This window comes from Chryseobacterium aahli, assembly GCF_022699665.1.
Classification (GTDB): Bacteria; Bacteroidota; Bacteroidia; order Flavobacteriales; family Weeksellaceae; genus Chryseobacterium; species Chryseobacterium aahli.
Genome location: NZ_JALDNB010000007.1, coordinates 245479 through 263187, shown reverse-complemented (window position 1 = coordinate 263187; position 17709 = coordinate 245479). Strand labels below are relative to the sequence as shown.

The 17709-nt window shown below is 35.0% G+C and carries 17 protein-coding genes; 7 read left to right on the top strand and 10 right to left on the bottom strand.

The annotated features are described in order from the left end of the window. Nucleotides 1–18: 18 nt before the first annotated feature. The 5 genes from MQX03_RS12850 to MQX03_RS12830 form a co-directional block, all read right to left on the bottom strand. The gene (locus MQX03_RS12850; protein ID WP_242803548.1) at nt 19–2712 is read right to left on the bottom strand and encodes a TonB-dependent receptor domain-containing protein; all 2694 of its coding nucleotides are present in this window, start codon (nt 2710–2712) and stop codon (nt 19–21) included. Between the two features lie 64 nt (nt 2713–2776). Then, complete coding sequence (locus MQX03_RS12845) at nt 2777–3097, bottom strand: hypothetical protein (protein ID WP_242803546.1); 321 nt, start codon at nt 3095–3097, stop codon at nt 2777–2779. Nucleotides 3098–3155: 58 nt separating this feature from the next. Further along, nucleotides 3156–3812 (bottom strand): hypothetical protein, encoded by a 657-nt coding sequence (locus MQX03_RS12840; RefSeq protein WP_242803545.1) that lies wholly within the window; start codon nt 3810–3812, stop codon nt 3156–3158. Nucleotides 3813–3987: 175 nt separating this feature from the next. Beyond that, the gene (locus MQX03_RS12835) at nt 3988–4674 is read right to left on the bottom strand and encodes a response regulator transcription factor (RefSeq protein ID WP_129535267.1); all 687 of its coding nucleotides are present in this window, start codon (nt 4672–4674) and stop codon (nt 3988–3990) included. 47 nt (nt 4675–4721) lie between these two features. After that, entirely contained in the window at nt 4722–6269 is a 1548-nt protein-coding gene (locus tag MQX03_RS12830; RefSeq protein WP_242803543.1) for a sensor histidine kinase, read from the bottom strand. 198 nt (nt 6270–6467) lie between these two features. Between MQX03_RS12830 and MQX03_RS12825 the strand changes: the two genes are divergently transcribed. Further along, nucleotides 6468–6980, top strand: a complete 513-nt coding sequence (locus MQX03_RS12825; RefSeq protein ID WP_242803542.1) for an SRPBCC family protein — start codon at nt 6468–6470, stop codon at nt 6978–6980. A gap of 97 nt (nt 6981–7077) precedes the next feature. Here the strand turns inward: MQX03_RS12825 and MQX03_RS12820 are convergent, their stop codons facing one another. The 4 genes from MQX03_RS12820 to MQX03_RS12805 all read right to left on the bottom strand — a co-directional run bounded on the left by MQX03_RS12820 (nt 7078) and on the right by MQX03_RS12805 (nt 11007). Next, entirely contained in the window at nt 7078–7419 is a 342-nt protein-coding gene (locus tag MQX03_RS12820) for a hypothetical protein (RefSeq protein WP_242803541.1), read from the bottom strand. A 57-nt stretch (nt 7420–7476) separates the two neighbouring features. Next, the gene (locus tag MQX03_RS12815) at nt 7477–9522 is read right to left on the bottom strand and encodes a S9 family peptidase (RefSeq protein ID WP_242803540.1); all 2046 of its coding nucleotides are present in this window, start codon (nt 9520–9522) and stop codon (nt 7477–7479) included. A 167-nt stretch (nt 9523–9689) separates the two neighbouring features. Continuing rightward, the gene (locus tag MQX03_RS12810; RefSeq protein WP_242803595.1) at nt 9690–10430 is read right to left on the bottom strand and encodes a uroporphyrinogen-III synthase; all 741 of its coding nucleotides are present in this window, start codon (nt 10428–10430) and stop codon (nt 9690–9692) included. Nucleotides 10431–10440: 10 nt separating this feature from the next. After that, on the bottom strand, nt 10441–11007 hold the full coding sequence (locus MQX03_RS12805) for a DUF4271 domain-containing protein (protein ID WP_242803594.1): 567 nt from the start codon (nt 11005–11007) through the stop codon (nt 10441–10443). 178 nt (nt 11008–11185) lie between these two features. Between MQX03_RS12805 and MQX03_RS12800 the strand changes: the two genes are divergently transcribed. From MQX03_RS12800 to MQX03_RS12785, 4 genes are read left to right on the top strand one after another with little or no spacing between them, the layout of a single operon-like run. Continuing rightward, entirely contained in the window at nt 11186–11902 is a 717-nt protein-coding gene (locus MQX03_RS12800; protein ID WP_129535265.1) for a polyprenol monophosphomannose synthase, read from the top strand. Next, a complete protein-coding gene (locus MQX03_RS12795) occupies nt 11899–12267 on the top strand; it encodes a DUF4296 domain-containing protein (protein ID WP_242803539.1) in 369 nt (122 codons plus the stop codon). Before MQX03_RS12800 ends, MQX03_RS12795 begins: the two co-directional genes overlap by 4 nt. A gap of 3 nt (nt 12268–12270) precedes the next feature. Further along, nucleotides 12271–13404, top strand: a complete 1134-nt coding sequence (gene tgt, locus MQX03_RS12790; RefSeq protein ID WP_129535263.1) for a tRNA guanosine(34) transglycosylase Tgt — start codon at nt 12271–12273, stop codon at nt 13402–13404. 9 nt (nt 13405–13413) lie between these two features. Then, on the top strand, nt 13414–14526 hold the full coding sequence (locus tag MQX03_RS12785; RefSeq protein WP_129535262.1) for an LptF/LptG family permease: 1113 nt from the start codon (nt 13414–13416) through the stop codon (nt 14524–14526). Here the strand turns inward: MQX03_RS12785 and MQX03_RS12780 are convergent. Beyond that, the gene (locus tag MQX03_RS12780; protein ID WP_242803538.1) at nt 14520–15233 is read right to left on the bottom strand and encodes a biotin--[acetyl-CoA-carboxylase] ligase; all 714 of its coding nucleotides are present in this window, start codon (nt 15231–15233) and stop codon (nt 14520–14522) included. The genes MQX03_RS12785 and MQX03_RS12780 overlap by 7 nt on opposite strands. 86 nt (nt 15234–15319) lie before the next feature. On the opposite strand from MQX03_RS12780, the gene rsfS reads away from it, so the two are divergent. Next, nucleotides 15320–15688: a ribosome silencing factor gene (gene rsfS, locus MQX03_RS12775; protein ID WP_129535260.1), complete on the top strand. Its 369-nt coding sequence runs from the start codon at nt 15320–15322 to the stop codon at nt 15686–15688. Nucleotides 15689–15704: 16 nt separating this feature from the next. Next, entirely contained in the window at nt 15705–17690 is a 1986-nt protein-coding gene (ftsH, locus tag MQX03_RS12770; RefSeq protein ID WP_242803537.1) for an ATP-dependent zinc metalloprotease FtsH, read from the top strand. The last annotated feature ends 19 nt before the right edge of the window (nt 17691–17709 follow it).

The following is a 17709-nucleotide window of genomic DNA, read 5'->3' as shown; positions in this document are numbered from 1 at the left end:
TAGGGAATCTAATTTATCTTAAAAACTCACATCCAATCCGACGTAAAAATTTGCTTTCATAATCGGAGCATACACCATTCCGCCATCAAAATAATTTCCGAAAGGGTTTCTGAAATCTACAATCGCATTTTTTTGGTAGTAAGAAGTCAGGTTTTCACTGCCTACATATGCTCTGATTTTCTGGTTGAAATTTCTTGAAACCTGTGCATTCACAACTGCATAAGATTCTGAGTAAGTCGGAATTTGAAATTCAGCCGGATTGCTTGCTGTATTTGGAAGTCTTTGTTTTCCGACAACATTTAAAGTAGTATCAAAACTCCAGAATCCACCTTTTGTGGTTTTATTGGTGGCGTATGCTAAATTCACAAAACCTCTGTGCTTCGCCATAAAAGGAATATCTCTTCGTCCATCGATGTAATCAGCCTGCACATCATAGTATTTGTAAGCCAGCCTCACTTCAAAATTTTTGAAAGGAGTAAAATCCCATTGCGTTTGAAATGAGTTTGCAAAAGATTTTCCTTCTAAATTATAGAAAGTCAACTGTTGAGGCGAACGGTCTAAGTCAACCAAAACTTGATCTTGGAAATCTGTTCTGAAAAAATCAACCATCAAAGTAGATTTTCTTCCCAATAGCTTGAATTCTTGTTGCAGACTTGCCCCAAAATTCCAGGCAATTTCCGGTTTCAAACCATAAATGTCTCCACCATTTTGAAGAATCTGAATGTTTCTGTTGGATGCAAAATACTGTTGATTTTCCGCAAAAACTGAAGCAGTTCTGAAACCTCGTCCGGCAGATAATCTTAAAATAGTTTGCGGAGTGAAATCATATTTAAAATTTAATCTCGGCGTAAACTGAGTTCCTGCCAAATTATGAAAGTCTGCTCTTGCACCGGCAACCAAAGTATATTTTAAACCTGTTAAAGTATATTCTGCAAAAATTCCGGGAACGACTTCGTTTCTTTTAAAATTGTTTATCAGATAGTCTTCATTGTATGTATCGTACATGAAACTCGCTCCGGTTTTGTACTTATGGTTGGTATTTCCAATGATGCTTTCAAAAATTAAATTTGAATAATACGTATGCTGCTGTCCGGAATAATTTCTCAGTCCAAAAAAGCTGTCCTGCTGATGATAAACATACTGATTCATCCAGCCCAAACTTTGGTAAGGTTTTCCTTTAAAAACATACCCTGTCTTATTCCAAACCTGAAATCTTGAAATATCAATCCCAACTCCGTAGGCACTTTGTTTGTCTTGCGGAAGTTTTTTATCGAAACCGATTTGTCCTGCAGTTCTTTCATCTTTCACGAAATTAATTCCGAAATGCGAACCAAAACCTGAGTGTTCTAAATCATTAAAATTCAATAAATAAGCTGCATTCAACTGTGTTCCTTTTGGTCGGTCAAGGAAGCCGTCATCATTCATATCTGTATCTCCAAACGTACCGTTTCCGTGAAGTAGAAAAGTTTGCGTCCAATGATCATCAATTGGTTCCACATGGGTAATATTCGCTTCAGCTCTTCCGTTAAAATCAGAAAATAAATTTAAAGAAGTCTCAGATTTTTCAGAATGCTTGATGAGTTCGGTATTAATTTGTCCTGTGATACTTTCGTAACCGCTCGTTACGGTACTTCCGCCTTTAGTAAGTTGAATACTTTCAATCCATCTTCCGGGAATGAAATTTAATCCATAAGCAGATGCCAAACCTCTGATTTCAGGTAAAAGCTCTTTCGTTAAGCTTGTGTATTTTTGATCTAAACCTAGCATTTTTAACTGCTTTGTTCCTGTCACAGCATTGCTGAACGAAACATCAACAGTTGCATTGGTTTCAAAACTTTCTGATAAATTACAACACGCTGCTTTTAGTAGTTCTTTAGAATTAATATTAAAAACCAAGCCTGCTTCTTTTTTATTGATAGAAGTTGCAGCTTTCGATGCTGATACCTTTACTTCTTCAATGTTTTTTGCATTTGTTTCGTGTTGATGTGTAGGATCAGACTGGTCTTGCTTTTCTGAATTCTCGGCTTTATTAGGCTGGTCAGAATGTACATTTGCATTCGCTTCTCCAAATGCTGTTTCACGGTCATATAAACAACATCCCGGAAGTTTTTTGTAAACGTCCTCAGTCGTTTTGTATTTTTCGTTATCATGACCTACTTCAGCAATTTTTTTTAAAATCTGGTCTGCTGAGGTTTTTGAGGAATCAAAATCTAAAGTTACAGTTTGTTTTTCTGCATTCCAGTCCGCTGATTTTGCTCCTGCTGATTTTGCTGCTTTTTCAATTCGGGCTTTACAAGATTCGCAGTTTCCCTTTACGAAAAACTCATTTTCATCTTTTGAATGATTATGGTTTTCTGCTGTTGAATTTTTTTCTGTTTGAGTTTCTCTTTCGTAATGACAACATCCTGGAAGTTTCTGATAAGTTTCGTCAGAGGCTTTGAACTTCTCGTTGTCATGTCCGGCTTCTGCTACTTTTTTAAGAATATCTTCAGATGAAATATTGTCAGATGTTTCTAATGTGAGCGTTTGTGAATCAATTGAATATCGGGCTGCAGTTGCTCCTGCTTTCAGAGATATAGATTCAATTCTTTCTTTACACATCTCGCAGTTCCCTTTTACCTGAAACTTGCTTTTATGAAGGTTTTGAGCAAAGATAAATTGTGTAAATAAGAGGAATAGGCCAAGGATTACCTTGGTAGTATATAATTTCATTGTTTAAAATTTAGATTAATTAAAAAACGATTCATTAAGATTTTAATGAATAATTTGGATGTAATTAACCTAGTTTAGGCGGTTGCCAAATGTCTTTTAAACTATCTGAAATATGAGGATCAGAATATTGAAATTCTAAACTTTTATCTGTTTTAAAAGGGGTGTGATTGAAAAATAAGGTTTTTGCAGAAAGATTTTCTACGAAATTATGGCATGTCATACAAAGAGAACAACAATCGTCGTTGCATGAAGATTCCCCGTCTTTTTTATCGTGACTGTCATCATCTTTTTCGCAACAGCTATGAGTGTTTGATTCTGTGTTGCAACAGTTTTCCTGTGAAGTCAGAGTATAAAAATTATCTTTAGGAATCAAGAAAATTCCCAAACAAAAAATAATTAATAAAAACTGTGTGTATTTCACAATGCAAACTTACGGAAAAATTTTAAAGTGCCTCTCCCACTTTTTTAGCACAATCATGCCAAGGCTCACCATGGGCAGGATTCATTTTTGGCTTTGGACCTGTATTATTTGCTACAGCTTTGGGTGCCGGCATTGGTTGCGGAGCTTGTACTTGAGTTGTCTGTGCAGTCGGTTGAGATGCAGGTGCGGGTTTGCTGTTTAAGGGCTGACCAACCGGAATATCACATCTGTGGCCTGGCTGACCGTGTGGAGGATTCATTCCCGGAGCAGTTTTCGCTTGTTTCCCATTTTGATCCATCATTATTTTTCCTGGGCTTACTGCATTGGGATCAATCTGAACTTGGCTATTTCCGTTTACTGTAATATTTTGTGTGGAAGGATTAGCCGTTGGTGCAGGTGTTCCGCCACCATTTAAAGGTTGTCCAACAGGAATTTCGCATCTGTGACCCGGTTGCCCGTGAGGAGGATTCATCCCCGGAGCGGTTGCTCCAGCTGGAGAATTGGGTGCAGCAGTTGTAATTCCTGCCTGATTCAATAATGAAGGTTGTGGGGTGTTGTTGACCGCTGCGATTGGTTGTTGAACTCCTGATTCGTCTTTTATGTAAGTAGGTTTTTCGTCTTTCTTGCAAGAAATAACTAAAATTCCTGCCGTTAAAACTCCTAAAAATATATTTTTCATAAGTAGTTTTTATTGTTTTTTTTAAGTCTTATGTTATCGCTTAATGTATATTTGAGGTTATTTTCCTAAGTCAATCAAGGCGATTTCATAATAAATAAGCGTAAAAAACAAAATTAGCAAAACATTTCTAAATGCTTTGCTAATTTCTATATTATATTGGTATTTTAACGTTCGTTTAGTTCTTTACCAAAAGTCTGAAACCTTCACCGTGAACGTTGATGATTTCTAGCCCATCATCTTCTTTCAGGAGTTTTCTCAATTTTGCAATGTAAACATCCATACTTCTGGCGGTAAAGTAATTTTCTTTTTTCCAGATTTTTCTTAATGCAAGATCTCTTGGCATAAAGTCGTTTCTGTGAAGGCAAAGCAACTTTAAAAGCTCATTTTCTTTGGGTGAAAGTTTATATTCATTATCTCCAACTCTCAATTGTCTCAACATAGAATCAAAGAAGATATTGCTGATTTTAAACTGCTCCTGCTCTTCATTTTCTAAAGTAGAGCTTCTCTGAAGAATCGCTTTGATTTTATATAAAAGTAATTCAGTATCAAAAGGTTTTGTGATGTAATCATCAGCTCCCAGTTGATAACCTTTCAAAATATCTTCTCTCATATTTCTTGCAGTAAGGAAGATAATAGGAGTGTTTTTATCGATTTTCTTAACGTCTTCCGCTAAAGAAAAACCGTCTTTTTTAGGCATCATTACGTCAAAAATACAGATGTCAAATTCGTTTTCTGTAAATTCTTTCAGACCTTGTTCGCCATCGACTGCTAAAGTTACTTCAAAATTGTTGATAGAAAGGTAATCTTTCAAAACTGCTCCGAAACTCTGGTCGTCTTCTACTAATAATATTCTGTTGCTCATATCTTGTTTATTTGTTTAATTATTACTTATCAATTATTATTTTTAGTTTAAGCCATTGGAAGTTTAATGATAAACTTACTTCCTTTGTCTTTTTCTGAATCCACGATTACCTGACCTTTATGAAGTTCAACGATTTTCTTAACGTAAGAAAGTCCAAGCCCTTGTCCTTTTACATTGTGAATGTTTCCTGTTTCCTCACGGAAGAATTTCTCAAAGATTCGGGTTTTGTTTTCTGTTTCCATACCCATTCCTTTATCTGAAATTTCAATGACATACCAATTGCCTTCGTTTTTGGTTTTTACGTCGATTTCTGGAGCTTCTGGAGAATATTTATTTGCATTATCCAAAAGGTTGACCAACATATTTGAGATGTGGAATTCATCAATTTTAAAAGTATACTTATCGGCATTAAATTCCTGTCTCAACGTACCGTTTCTCTGAGAAACTATAAGGCCAAATGACTCCGTTGTTCTCTTGATTAATTCTCTTACGTTGGTTTCTTTCAGGAATAGTTTCACCTCATTTCTTTCCAGCTTAGACATGTTGAGGACGTTCTCTACCTGTTTTTTCATTCTCAGATTTTCCTGCTTAATCAGACTTGAGTAATATCTTACTTTTTCAGGATTGGTCGCGATTTTATCGTTCGCTAAAGAATCTGTCGCTACTGAAATTGTCGCTAATGGAGTTTTAAACTCATGAGACATATTGTTGATAAAGTCAGTTTTAATCTCAGCGATTTTTTTCTGTTTCATCATATAATTAATGGAAATGATATAAATCCCCAAAATCGTCAGCAAAGAGAGAAATGTTCCTAAAAGCATTGGCCAGTTATTCATCGCTAAAGAATACTCCTTTTTCGGGAACACTAAAGCTAAGGTATACAACGTTCTGTCTTTTGTATCTGTAAATAGAGGATAAGAATAGGTATTGCCTTCTTTTTTGTCTTTAAAAATCTTGTTGACTACATTGGTCAATTTGTTGTTTTTATCCATAACTCCATATCCGAAGTTAGCAGAGATTCCTTTCATGCTCAATTCTTTGGTAATGATTGAGTCTAAAACCTTTTTGTCAACACGTTTTGTGATTGGTAGATTATTACCTCTTACATCTAGAAATTCCTTTAAAGTGTAATCCCCATTTCCAATATCCTGATTAATTTCACTAGTTAATATTTCTCTTTTGGTTGTGTCTTTTTTAATCGTGTAAGCAGCACCATCTGTGTACAATGTAGTTAAACGTAGTGAATCTCCACTTTTGTTTAGAGGAAGTTGCTTTTGTTCAATAAGATTTTTAGAATAGATTATTGATCTTTGAGTTCCAGAATCAATCGTTTGCTGGATTGTCGTCAACGAAGGTTGTTTACTGTTTGCCTTAATATTGTCTCTGAAGTTTTCATAATTTTCATTAAATAATTTTTCTGCTTCCAATTCAGAAACCGTTTTTGTGGTATTTTCCAGAGCGGTATAGACTTTGTTGGAAAACTCTTGTTCCAGCGCTCCATAATATCCTTTAAGCCAATAAAACTGCAGTGTCACAAAGACAATTAAAGAAATTGTCATGAAGACTGAGATTATCGGGATGAACTTATTATTCATTGAATATAATAATTTGTAGTTACAAATGTTAAAATTAAATATTTTATCACGAGATAAACAAAAAATGCGCCAAAAAATTGTGTCCAATTTCTTAAAATCGTGTTTTTTAACATTTTTTTACGAATACATCCTTTTTTATTGGGAAATATTTAGTGCTTAGTAAGTTTAAATTTTTAATTTTAAATAAAAATATTACAAATGAATACTGAAATTGTTTTTAATAAAGATTTTGATTCGAAAAGTATCTATGTCATGAAAGTGTATGATGCTGAAGTCTCTAAAGTTTGGGATTATTTTACTCAGGCTGAACTACTTGACCAATGGTGGGCTCCGAAACCATGGAAATGCGAAACTGAAAATCTCAACTTTGAAGAGGGTGGTGTCTGGTTCTACTCCATGAATGGCCCGGAGGGTGAGAAAATTTATTCACAAGTGAAGTACGGTGAGATTAATAATGGAAGGAGTTTTGACGGAATCGACGCATTCTGTGATGAAAACGGAAAAATTGATGAGAATTTCCCGCAAACCAAATGGCTTCTAGGTTTTACCGGAGTTGAAGAAGGGACCAAACTATCTGTTAACATGCATTTTCAAACTGAAGAAGACATGAAAAAGCAATTGGAAATGGGTTTTGAAGAAGGTTTTAAAATGGGTTTGAATCAGTTAGAAGAAATTCTTAATAATTTGAAAATTTTAAATTTTAAATCTTAAACTCGGTTAAAAAACGTTTATAACAAGAAAAATGGAACATAAATTTACGTTCCATTTTTCTTGTTATGTAATTGAAAATTTTCAAATTGTGTCATTTTCAAATTAATTCCTCTTCCTGAAAGTAATGAATAATCGCTTTTTTCATCAAAAGCTGTTGCTCATTTGGTTTCAGTTCAGGAAGTTTTTCCACTTCTTCAAAATGAGGATATCCGTCTTTATCGTAATGGGTGAATTTGAAATAACCGAAAGGTTCCAGCAATCTGCAAACTGCAATGTGCAGGATATTTAGCTTGTCGTCTTTCGTGTATTTTTGTTGTCCGCTTCCCAATTCTTGTACACCGATTAAAAATAAAATGGTGTCAATCTGCGGATGTTTTTCTGTGTCGAAATTTATTTGAAAAAATTCTTCAACCTTAGCCCATAATTCTGCTTCTGTCATATTTTAAGAATTTGTTTTATCTATTTAAATCAAGTAAAACTTAAACCTGATTTTTAATTAAATTTTATTTTCAAGTTTCATCAAAAACGCATATTCCAAAGCGTCTTCTTTTAATGATTCAAATCTTCCGCTTGCGCCGCCGTGACCAGAACTCATATCGGTTTTAAACAATAAAAGATTGTCGTCAGTTTTCAATTCACGTAATTTGGCAACCCATTTTGCAGGTTCCCAATATTGTACTTGAGAATCGTGAAAACCCGTAGTAATCAACATGTGTGGATAGTCTTTTGCTTCCACATTATCGTATGGCGAATAATCTTTCATATAATGATAATATTCTTCATCATTCGGATTTCCCCATTCATCATATTCTCCCGTTGTCAAAGGAATGGTTTCATCCAACATCGTGGTTACAACATCTACAAAAGGTACCTGCGCAACAATCCCGTTGAATAATTGAGGTTCGTAATTAACGACAGCTCCCACCAATAAACCTCCGGCGCTTCCTCCCATTGCATACAAATGTTTTGATGAGGTATAATTTTCTTTAATTAAATATTTTCCGGCATCGATGAAATCGAAAAAAGTATTCTTTTTAAAGAGCATTTTTCCATCTTCGTACCATTCTCTTCCCAAATATTCTCCGCCACGAATATGTGCAATTGCATAAATAAAACCTCTGTCAAGAATTGAAAGCCTTACATTGGAAAAACTTGCATCAACCGTGTGTCCATAACTTCCGTATCCGTATAAAAGAACCGGAGTGTCTGCAGTCTTTTTGGTATCTTTATGATAGACCAAAGAAATAGGGATTTTCACTTCGCCATCTCTCGATTCAGCCCAGATTCTTTCAGAAATATAATTTTTCGCGATAAATTTTCCGCCCAAAACTTCCTGTTGTTTCAGAAGTTTAGTGGTTTTATCTTTCATATTATATTCGAAAGTAGAACTTGGAACCGTAAGCGATGTGTAGCCATAACGCAGGATTTCGGTATTAAATTCTAAATTTAAACCAATATAAGCGGTATAAGTTGGGTCTGAAAAAGGTAAGTCATACGTCTCTCCATTTTTCTCATTGATAATTTTTATCTGTAAAAGCCCTTCTTCTCTTTCTTCCAAAACCAGATAATCTTTGAAAATCTCAAAACCTTCAAGCAAAACTTCGGGACGATGCGGGATTACATCTACCCAGTTTTCCATTCCACAATTGTCGATTTTGGTTTTTACGATTTTGAAATTGGTTGCTTCGTCTGCATTGGTGATGATGTAAAATTCATCTTCGTAATGTTCTACAGAATATTCCAGATCATCAATCCTCGGCTGAATCACTTTCCATTCTGCAAAGACGTTGTCTGAAGGAATGAAATGATGCTCATCAGAAATTGTACTCGAACTCGCCAGAAAAATATATTCTAAAGATTTCGTTTTAAAAACATTCACGTCAAAAGTTTCGTCTTCTTCATGGAAAATTAAACCGTCTTCGGAAGGATTTGTTCCTAGCTCATGTCGGTACACTTTATAAGCACGAAGGCTTTCGTCTTTTCTTATGTAAAAAATGTGCTTGTTGTCATTTGCCCAAACCGCTTTTCCTGTTGTGTTTTCTATTTTGTCTGAAAGGATTTCACCGGTCTTTAAATTTTTAAAATTTAAACTGTAGATTCTTCTTCCTACATTATCTTCTGAGAAAGAAACCAATTCGTTATTCGGACTTACCGCAACATTGGCAACTTCAAAAAACTCCTGACCTTCTGCTAAAATGTTGACATCCAGAATGATTTCTTCAGGACTTTCCATGGTCTGGAATCTTCTGCAGAAAATAGGATATTCTTTTCCTTCTTCGTAACGCACGATGTACCAGTATTCATTGAAGAAGTAGGGTAAAGACTCATCATCTTTTTTGTAACGGGCTTTCATTTCCTCGTAAAGGTCTTCTTGAAAAGCTTCCGTTTCTTTCATCATCACCTCTTCGTAAGCATTTTCTTCTTCGAGATATTTAATGACTTCGGGGTTTTCTCGGTCGTTCATCCAGAAATAATTGTCAATTCTTTTATCTCCGTGAATTTCGAGTATATTTTCTATTTTTTTTGCTTGTGGAGCTTTCATTCGAATATTTCCTATTTTAATTGAATCTGTTTTCGTTAAATTTTTAGGGTAAAATGTGCTTTAAAAACGAAATTTTGTTCAATATTAATTTTTGTTCAAATTTAATTAAAAAAAAGCCATCTTTCCTTTAATCGAAAAGACGGCTGTATGATATAAAGTTTTAAAAACTATTTATGTAAGCTTTTGATGTATTTTTCAAGTGCCATGGTCATCGACGGTGTTTCCTTTGTAGGAGCCATCAAATCTATTTTTAAGCCTGCTTCTTCTGCTGCTGCTGAGGTGGTAGGCCCGAAAACTCCGATTTTGGTGTCTTCCTGCTTGAAATCCGGGAAGTTTTGTTGTAAAGATTTAATTCCTTGCGGACTGAAGAAAATCAACATATCGTAGTCATTAATGTTGATGTCTGTCAAATCGCTGCAAACCGTTCTGTACATAATCGCTCTTGTCCATTGAATATTTGCTGAATCCAAAGTTTTAGGAATATCCGCACTCAAAACATCAGATGATGGTAATAAATATTTTTCGGATGGAAACTTTTTAAACAAAGGCAAAAGATCTGTGAAATTTTTCTCGCCAAAGCTGATTTTTCTCTTTCTGTAAACGATGTGTTTCTGAAGATAATTGGCAATCGCCTCAGATTGACAGATATATCTCATGGTATCAGGAACAGAAAATCTCAATTCTTCTGCTAGCCTAAAATAATGATCAATCGCATTTTTACTGGTAAAAATAATACCGGTATACTGCGTTAAATCTATTTTCTGTGTTCTAAGTTCTTTGTTGTCAACCCCTGCAACATGGATGAAAGGACGGAAATCAATCTTTATTTTTTCCTTCTTTGCAATTTCCAAATATGGAGAAGACTCACTAGGTGATGGTTGAGAAACCAATATAGACTTTATTCTCATCATGTATCTATTAAATAAATAATAACTTCCAAAGCAACAATAAAGGTGTTATTTGGAGCGTGCAAATATACAAAAATTTATAATACCATTTTTGAGGTAAGATGTTGTTCCTGTGAAATAAATAGAAAAATACCTTAAACACAAAGACAAACATAAAAAAGAAAAAATAGTATAAAAACGCTTCATTTCTATCAATTGGGAAATAATAGTGGGTTATACACAAGATTATTACCAAAATTGAAAGAATGAAGTGAAATTTAGTGGAGGTAAAATAAAAAATAGTCCATTTTTTTCCGTCACCTATGCTTTGGTAAAATAAAAACCCAAGTGCCGTTCGAAGAAAATAAAATAATGAAACTGCAGCCAGACAATATCCAAATTTATTCATTTGATATCCAAAAACTTTCAGTTTTGCTGCATATTCCGGGACTACCGGAACATATTGAGATATTAAAACGGCTAAACCTAATGTAATTACACACGAAGTGATAATCCAGCTTGGCAGGTTATTGCTCGAGTCAAAATATTTCTGAAGAAGAAAATCTTTTAGATTCGCTTCCCGTTCTATGACATTCATCATAAAAATATACAGGAAAAGGCATCCTATGAGTATAAAAACTACCCAATCGTTATTTTCGGGTATTCTTATTTGGTTGGTAAAATCTTGAGATTGTGGCAACGGATAATTTTTTGCAAAATTATAGATTATTTTGTATAAAATAAAAAGCTTAAATAACTTATCTTTGCCAATTGAAATGAAAAAACTCGTCATCATTCCAACATACAACGAAAAGGAGAATATCGAAAAGATAATTTCTGCTGTTTTTGCATTGGAACAAGGGTTTCATGTTTTGGTTGTAGACGATTCTTCACCCGACAAAACGGCAGACATCGTTAAAGAATTACAGAAAAAATTCCCGCACACCCTTCATTTGTCTATAAGACATATTAAAGATGGATTAGGAAAAGCCTACATTCATGGTTTTAAATGGGCATTGCAAAACAATTACGACTACATTTTTGAGATGGATGCCGATTTTTCTCACAATCCCAATGATTTACCTAAACTTTTTGATGCTTGCTTAAATGCCGATATGGCAGTGGGTTCTCGTTACTCGAAAGGTGTAAATGTGGTCAATTGGCCGATGGGAAGAGTTTTGTTATCCTATTTTGCTTCAAAGTATGTGAGGTTTATTCTCGGACTTTCCATTCATGACACTACAGCTGGTTTTGTTTGCTTTTCTAGAAAAGTTTTAGAAGAAATAGGCTTAGATAATGTGAAATTAAAAGGATACGGTTTTCAGATTGAAATGAAATTCAGAACTTTCAAGAAAGGTTTTAAAATCGTAGAAGTCCCAATTATTTTTACCAACAGAGAATTGGGCGAAAGTAAAATGAACGGTGGGATCATTCATGAAGCGGTATTTGGTGTTTTAAATTTAAAATGGAAATCAATAATCAATAAATTATGAAAAGACTAAGCACGCTTTTTATTTTTCTGTTTTTGATTTCTTGCAGTGAATATGTTGACAAGCCTAAAAATCTTCTTGATAAAAGTACAATGTCTGAGATTATGGCAGATTTGGCAATCAATGATCAGGTGACCAATACATTTCAAGGCAAAAATTTAGAAAGCGGAACGAGATATATCCTTAAAACGCATAATGTAAAGGCTGACGATTTTGTTGAAAGCTATAAATATTATGTCGCAACAGGAAAAATGAATAAAATTGTGGATAATGCACAAGTCATTCTTTTAGAGAAGGACCCGAAAGCAAAAGGTTTTGTGGAGAAAAAATCTAAACCCGACACAAATCTTCCCAAATTAGTAAGATAAAATATGCAGCAATTTTTTAAGATAGAAAAAACTTCGCAGGGAAAGGCAAGAGCAGGAGAATTGGTTACCGACCACGGTGTCGTACAGACTCCGATTTTTATGCCTGTAGGAACTGTTGCAAGTGTGAAAACCGTACATCAGAGAGAACTAAGAGATGATATCAAAGCCCAGATTATTTTGGGGAATACTTATCATTTATACCTTCGTCCGGGTATGGAAGTGATGGAGGAAGCTGGTGGTTTGCATAAATTTATGAATTGGGATCTTCCTATTCTTACCGATTCTGGTGGTTTTCAGGTTTTTTCACTTTCGGGTACGAGAAAAATGTCTGAAGAAGGGGTGAAATTCAAATCTCATATTGACGGAAGTGTTCATTTGTTTACTCCGGAAAAATCTATGGAAATCCAGAGACAGATTGGAGCTGATATTTTCATGGCTTTTGACGAATGTGTTGCCTATCCGGCACACTACAATCAGGTGAAAAAATCTATGGATATGACCCATCGTTGGTTAAAAAGATGCATGGATTGGAATGAAAAAAATCCTGAATTATACGGATACAAACAAAGATTTTTCCCAATCGTTCAAGGTTCTACCTATTCAGATCTAAGAAAAATTTCGGCAGAAGTTATTGCAGAAGCTGGTGCGGAAGGAAATGCCATCGGCGGACTTTCTGTTGGCGAGCCGGAAGATGAATTATACAGAATCACCGATGAGGTAACTGATATTTTACCTAAAGACAAACCAAGATACTTGATGGGAGTAGGAACCCCTTGGAATATTTTGGAATCTATTGGTTTGGGAATTGACATGATGGATTGTGTGATGCCGACAAGAAATGCCAGAAACGGAATGCTTTTCACTTGGCAAGGTGTCATGAATCTTAAAAATGAAAGATGGAAGAAAGATTTTTCGCCGCTGGATGAGTTTGGGACAAGTTTTGTTGATAGAGAGTATTCTAAAGCGTATGTGCGTCATTTATTCGTTTCGAAAGAATATTTAGGAAAGCAGATTGCCTCGATTCATAATCTGGCTTTTTACTTAGATTTGGTAAAAGTTGCTAGAGAGCATATATTGGCAGGGGATTTCTATGAATGGAAAAATTCTGTAGTTCCTGTTTTAAGACAAAGACTTTAAAATTATTTCATGTTTAAAATTGTAGACAGATATATCGTAAGAAAATACCTTGGAACCTTTGGTTTCATGTTGATATTGCTGTCTACGGTTGTTTTGGTGATCGATGTTCAGCAGAAAATTCCTAGAATTGAAAATGCCACCGCTCTTGATCCAAAATTAAATTTAACCTATTTCCTTATCCATTTTTATCCGTTCTGGATTATCAATCTTGTCGTTACATTTTTGGCAATTTTGGTGTTTATTTCTGTGATTTATTTTACCTCCAGAATGGCAAATAATACTGAGATTGTTGCGATTATCAGTAGTGGTGCGAGTTTTCACAGATTTGCAAAACCTTATTTGCTGACTTCACTTTTCATTGCTTTACTTTCTCTGGTTGTCAATCATTTTGTGTTGCCATGGGCGAATATTAAGAAAAATGCGCTCGAAGCGTATACTTATAATCAAACGAATAAAGATAAAATTCTGGGTACAGCTCCGGTTTCGGCGCAATTGAGCAAAACGGAATATATCTTTATCAATTCGTGGAATAAAAAAGAATATCGTGGCTACGGTTTTGTCTACCAAAAATTTGATAAAAACCGTAAACTGACTTACGAACTGAAAGCAAATGATGCGTATTGGGATCCTGCGAAAAAGCAATTTGTACTGAATAGTTTTCTCGAAAAGACCATTAATAAAGATGATTCAGAAAAATTAGGTCAGGGTTTTGAGTTGAGGAAAAGTTATGGACAGGCACCAGAAGAGTTGTTTCCAAACGAACTTTTGGGTCAAAATAAAACGACTCCTGAGCTTATAAAATTCATCGATCGAGAAAGAGAAAAAGGAAACAGCAACCTGAATGCACACTTGAATGAGTTTCATCAAAGAACCTCAATGCCTGTATCAATCATCTTACTGACATTTTTAGCACTTTCACTTTCTTCTCAAAAGAAAAGAGGAGGTTTAGGAATCAACCTGGCAATCGGGATTTCCTTGGCTTTCGTGTTTGTGTTCTCTTTTGAGGCCTTAAAAGTGGTTTCAGAGAATAAAATTCTGACTCCGTCATTGGCAATGTGGATGCCGAATATTATCTTTTTTCCACTGACTTTAATCTTGTATATCAGAAGAGCGAATCAGTAAAGAAGTTTTATTTCTTTGTGGTAAAACGATTTTGTTTCATCTTCAAATTCAATCCAGATTTTACCTTTTTCGTCAGCTTTTCTGATGATGCCATTTTGTCGCTTTCCGTCAATTTCGAAAACTGAAATTTCATCTTTTCTGAATAGATTTAAATTAAATTCTTCTAAAACATTTTCTTCAGAATCTATATTTTTAAATTTTTCAACTAAAAATTCATGTAAATCTTTAGTGAAACTTTGTAATTCTATTTTTTTTCCGGTTTGGGTTAAGATTGAGCCTGCATTAGAAATTTCGTCAAACTTTTCCTGAAGAACATTAATTCCTGCTCCAATAATAAAATAATTTTCTCCATTGAATTTTTTCTTTTCGATCAGAATTCCGACTAGTTTTTTGTTGGCTAAAATAATATCATTTGGCCATTTTATCGTCACTGTTTTTTCGGTCAGTTTGGCAAGAAACTCGCGTATTGCTGTTGCGGTATAATAATTGAACAAGAAATCACTGAGTTTGATGTCCTGAGTTTTTACAGCAATGGTGTATGCAAGATTCTGCTCAGGGTGGGAAGCCCAAATATTTCCGTACTGCCCTCTTCCTTTTGTTTGATTAAAAGTATAGAGACCAACAAAATTTGAATGTGGATAAAGTAAAACCTGAGATATTTCGTCATTAGTAGAAGAACACTCTTTTTGGTAAAACAGATCGGTCATTTATGAAAACTTTAAGACATTAAAGCCCTAAAAGTAAGGTTAAAGTAAAAGAAAAACAATAAATTTGCAGATTATAGTATATTTTAATGAACAAAACAGTAGAAAAGCAAGCGCTAATAGATAAAATTGTAGAAGCTATCCAGGATGTAAAGGGGGAAGATATTATGATTTTCGACCTTTCAAAAATTGAAAACTCGGTAGCAGAAACATTTATAATTTGTAGTGGTAACTCAAATACACAAGTTTCGGCATTAGCCGGAAGTGTAGAAAAAAAGGTAAGAAACGATCTTCAGGACAGACCTTGGCATGTAGAGGGTACAGAAAACTCAATGTGGGTCTTGGTAGATTATGTAACCGTGGTGGTGCATATCTTCCAGAAAGAGACTCGTCAGTATTACGATATTGAAGAACTTTGGGGTGATGCAAAAATCACCAAAATAGAAAGTGAAGTATAAATTTTAAAAGTATTAAATGAATAATAAAGGATTTAACTGGTTTTTCCCAATCGCTATAATAGCCCTTTTGTTATTTTTTGCCTCGAACTTTTTGGGTGGCAACAATTCAAAATCTATTGACGAAGATGCTTTCTTTAGAGAAATGCAGTCGGGGAAAGTTCAGAATGTGTTGATTGATAAACAAGCTCAGAAAGCTGAAGTATTTTTAACAAAAGCTGCGAAAACAGCTACCGTGACGAAAGATGACAAGGCAAATCCTTTTTCAAATTTAGGTATGTCTTCTGCAAAGGCTGATTATAGCCTTAAGTACGGAGATTTACAGCTTTTCTTAGAGAAATTTGAATCTATAAAGAGCCAGAATCCGGCAATCAAAACGTCTAAAGATTATGCAGAAGGAGAGAGTGCATTGATGGGTGCTCTTGTTCAAGCTCTTATCTGGATTACGATTTTAGGATTGTTCTACTTTATCCTTTTCAGAAAAATGGGAAGTGGCGGAGGTCCCGGAGGACAGATCTTCTCTATCGGTAAATCTAAAGCCAAATTATTTGACGAAAAAGAAAAGATTCAGACAACATTTAAGGATGTTGCAGGATTAGAAGGAGCTAAAGAAGAGGTGCAGGAAGTTGTAGACTTCTTGAAAAACTCTGAAAAATACACAAAATTGGGAGGTAAAATTCCTAAAGGAGTACTTTTGGTAGGCCCTCCGGGAACAGGTAAAACCTTATTGGCGAAAGCTGTTGCAGGTGAAGCTAAAGTTCCTTTCTTCTCACTTTCAGGTTCAGATTTTGTTGAAATGTTTGTTGGGGTAGGAGCTTCAAGAGTAAGAGATTTGTTTGCTCAGGCAAAGGCAAAATCTCCTGCGATTATCTTTATTGATGAGATTGATGCGATCGGACGTGCAAGAGGAAAAAATAATTTCTCTGGCGGAAACGACGAAAGAGAAAATACATTGAACCAATTGCTTACTGAAATGGACGGTTTCGGAACCGACGTGAACGTAATTGTAATGGCAGCAACCAACAGAGCTGATATTCTGGATAAAGCATTAATGAGAGCTGGTCGTTTTGACCGTTCGGTTTATGTTGACCTTCCTGAATTACACGAAAGAAGAGAGATTTTTGATGTTCATTTACAGAAAATCAAACTAGACGAGACTATAGACAGAGAGTTCTTGGCAAAGCAAACTCCAGGTTTCAGTGGGGCAGATATTGCGAATGTTTGTAACGAGGCAGCTTTAATTGCAGCAAGAAACAGTCATGAATCTGTCAATAAGCAAGATTTCTTAGATGCTGTAGATAGGATCATCGGTGGTCTTGAGAAGAAAAATATGGCGATTAAGCCATCTGAGAAAAAAAGAGTGGCATTCCATGAGGCTGGTCACGCAACAATTTCTTGGTTGGTAGAACACGCTTCTCCATTATTGAAAGTGACAATTGTTCCAAGAGGACGTTCATTAGGGGCGGCTTGGTATCTTCCTGAAGAAAGACAGTTGACAACTACTGAACAAATGTTAGACGAAATGTGTGCTACATTAGGAGGTAGAGCGGCTGAGCAAGTTATATTTAATAATATTTCTACAGGTGCACTTTCAGATTTGGAAACAGTGACTAAGAGAGCTCAGGCAATGGTTACGATTTACGGATTGAGTCCTAATATTGGTAATATTTCTTATTATGACAGTTCAGGTCAATCAGAATATAGTTTTGGGAAACCTTATTCTGAGGCAACTGCTTCTAAGATTGATGCAGAAATCAAAATGATTATTGAAAATCAATACGAAAGAGCGGTAAGAATTCTTACTGAGAATAAAGATAAATTAGATGCTTTGGCAAATAAACTTTTAGAAAAAGAAGTTATTTTCCGTGAAGATCTTGAGGATATATTCGGTAAAAGAGCTTGGGATCCTGAATTGACAGAGAGACCGGTGACGAATACCATTCCAATCCATGAAAAAGTAGAAGAAAGTGAGATTCAGGCTCCAGAAAGTCCTGCTCAGCTTTAAAATATTTATATTCAATTGA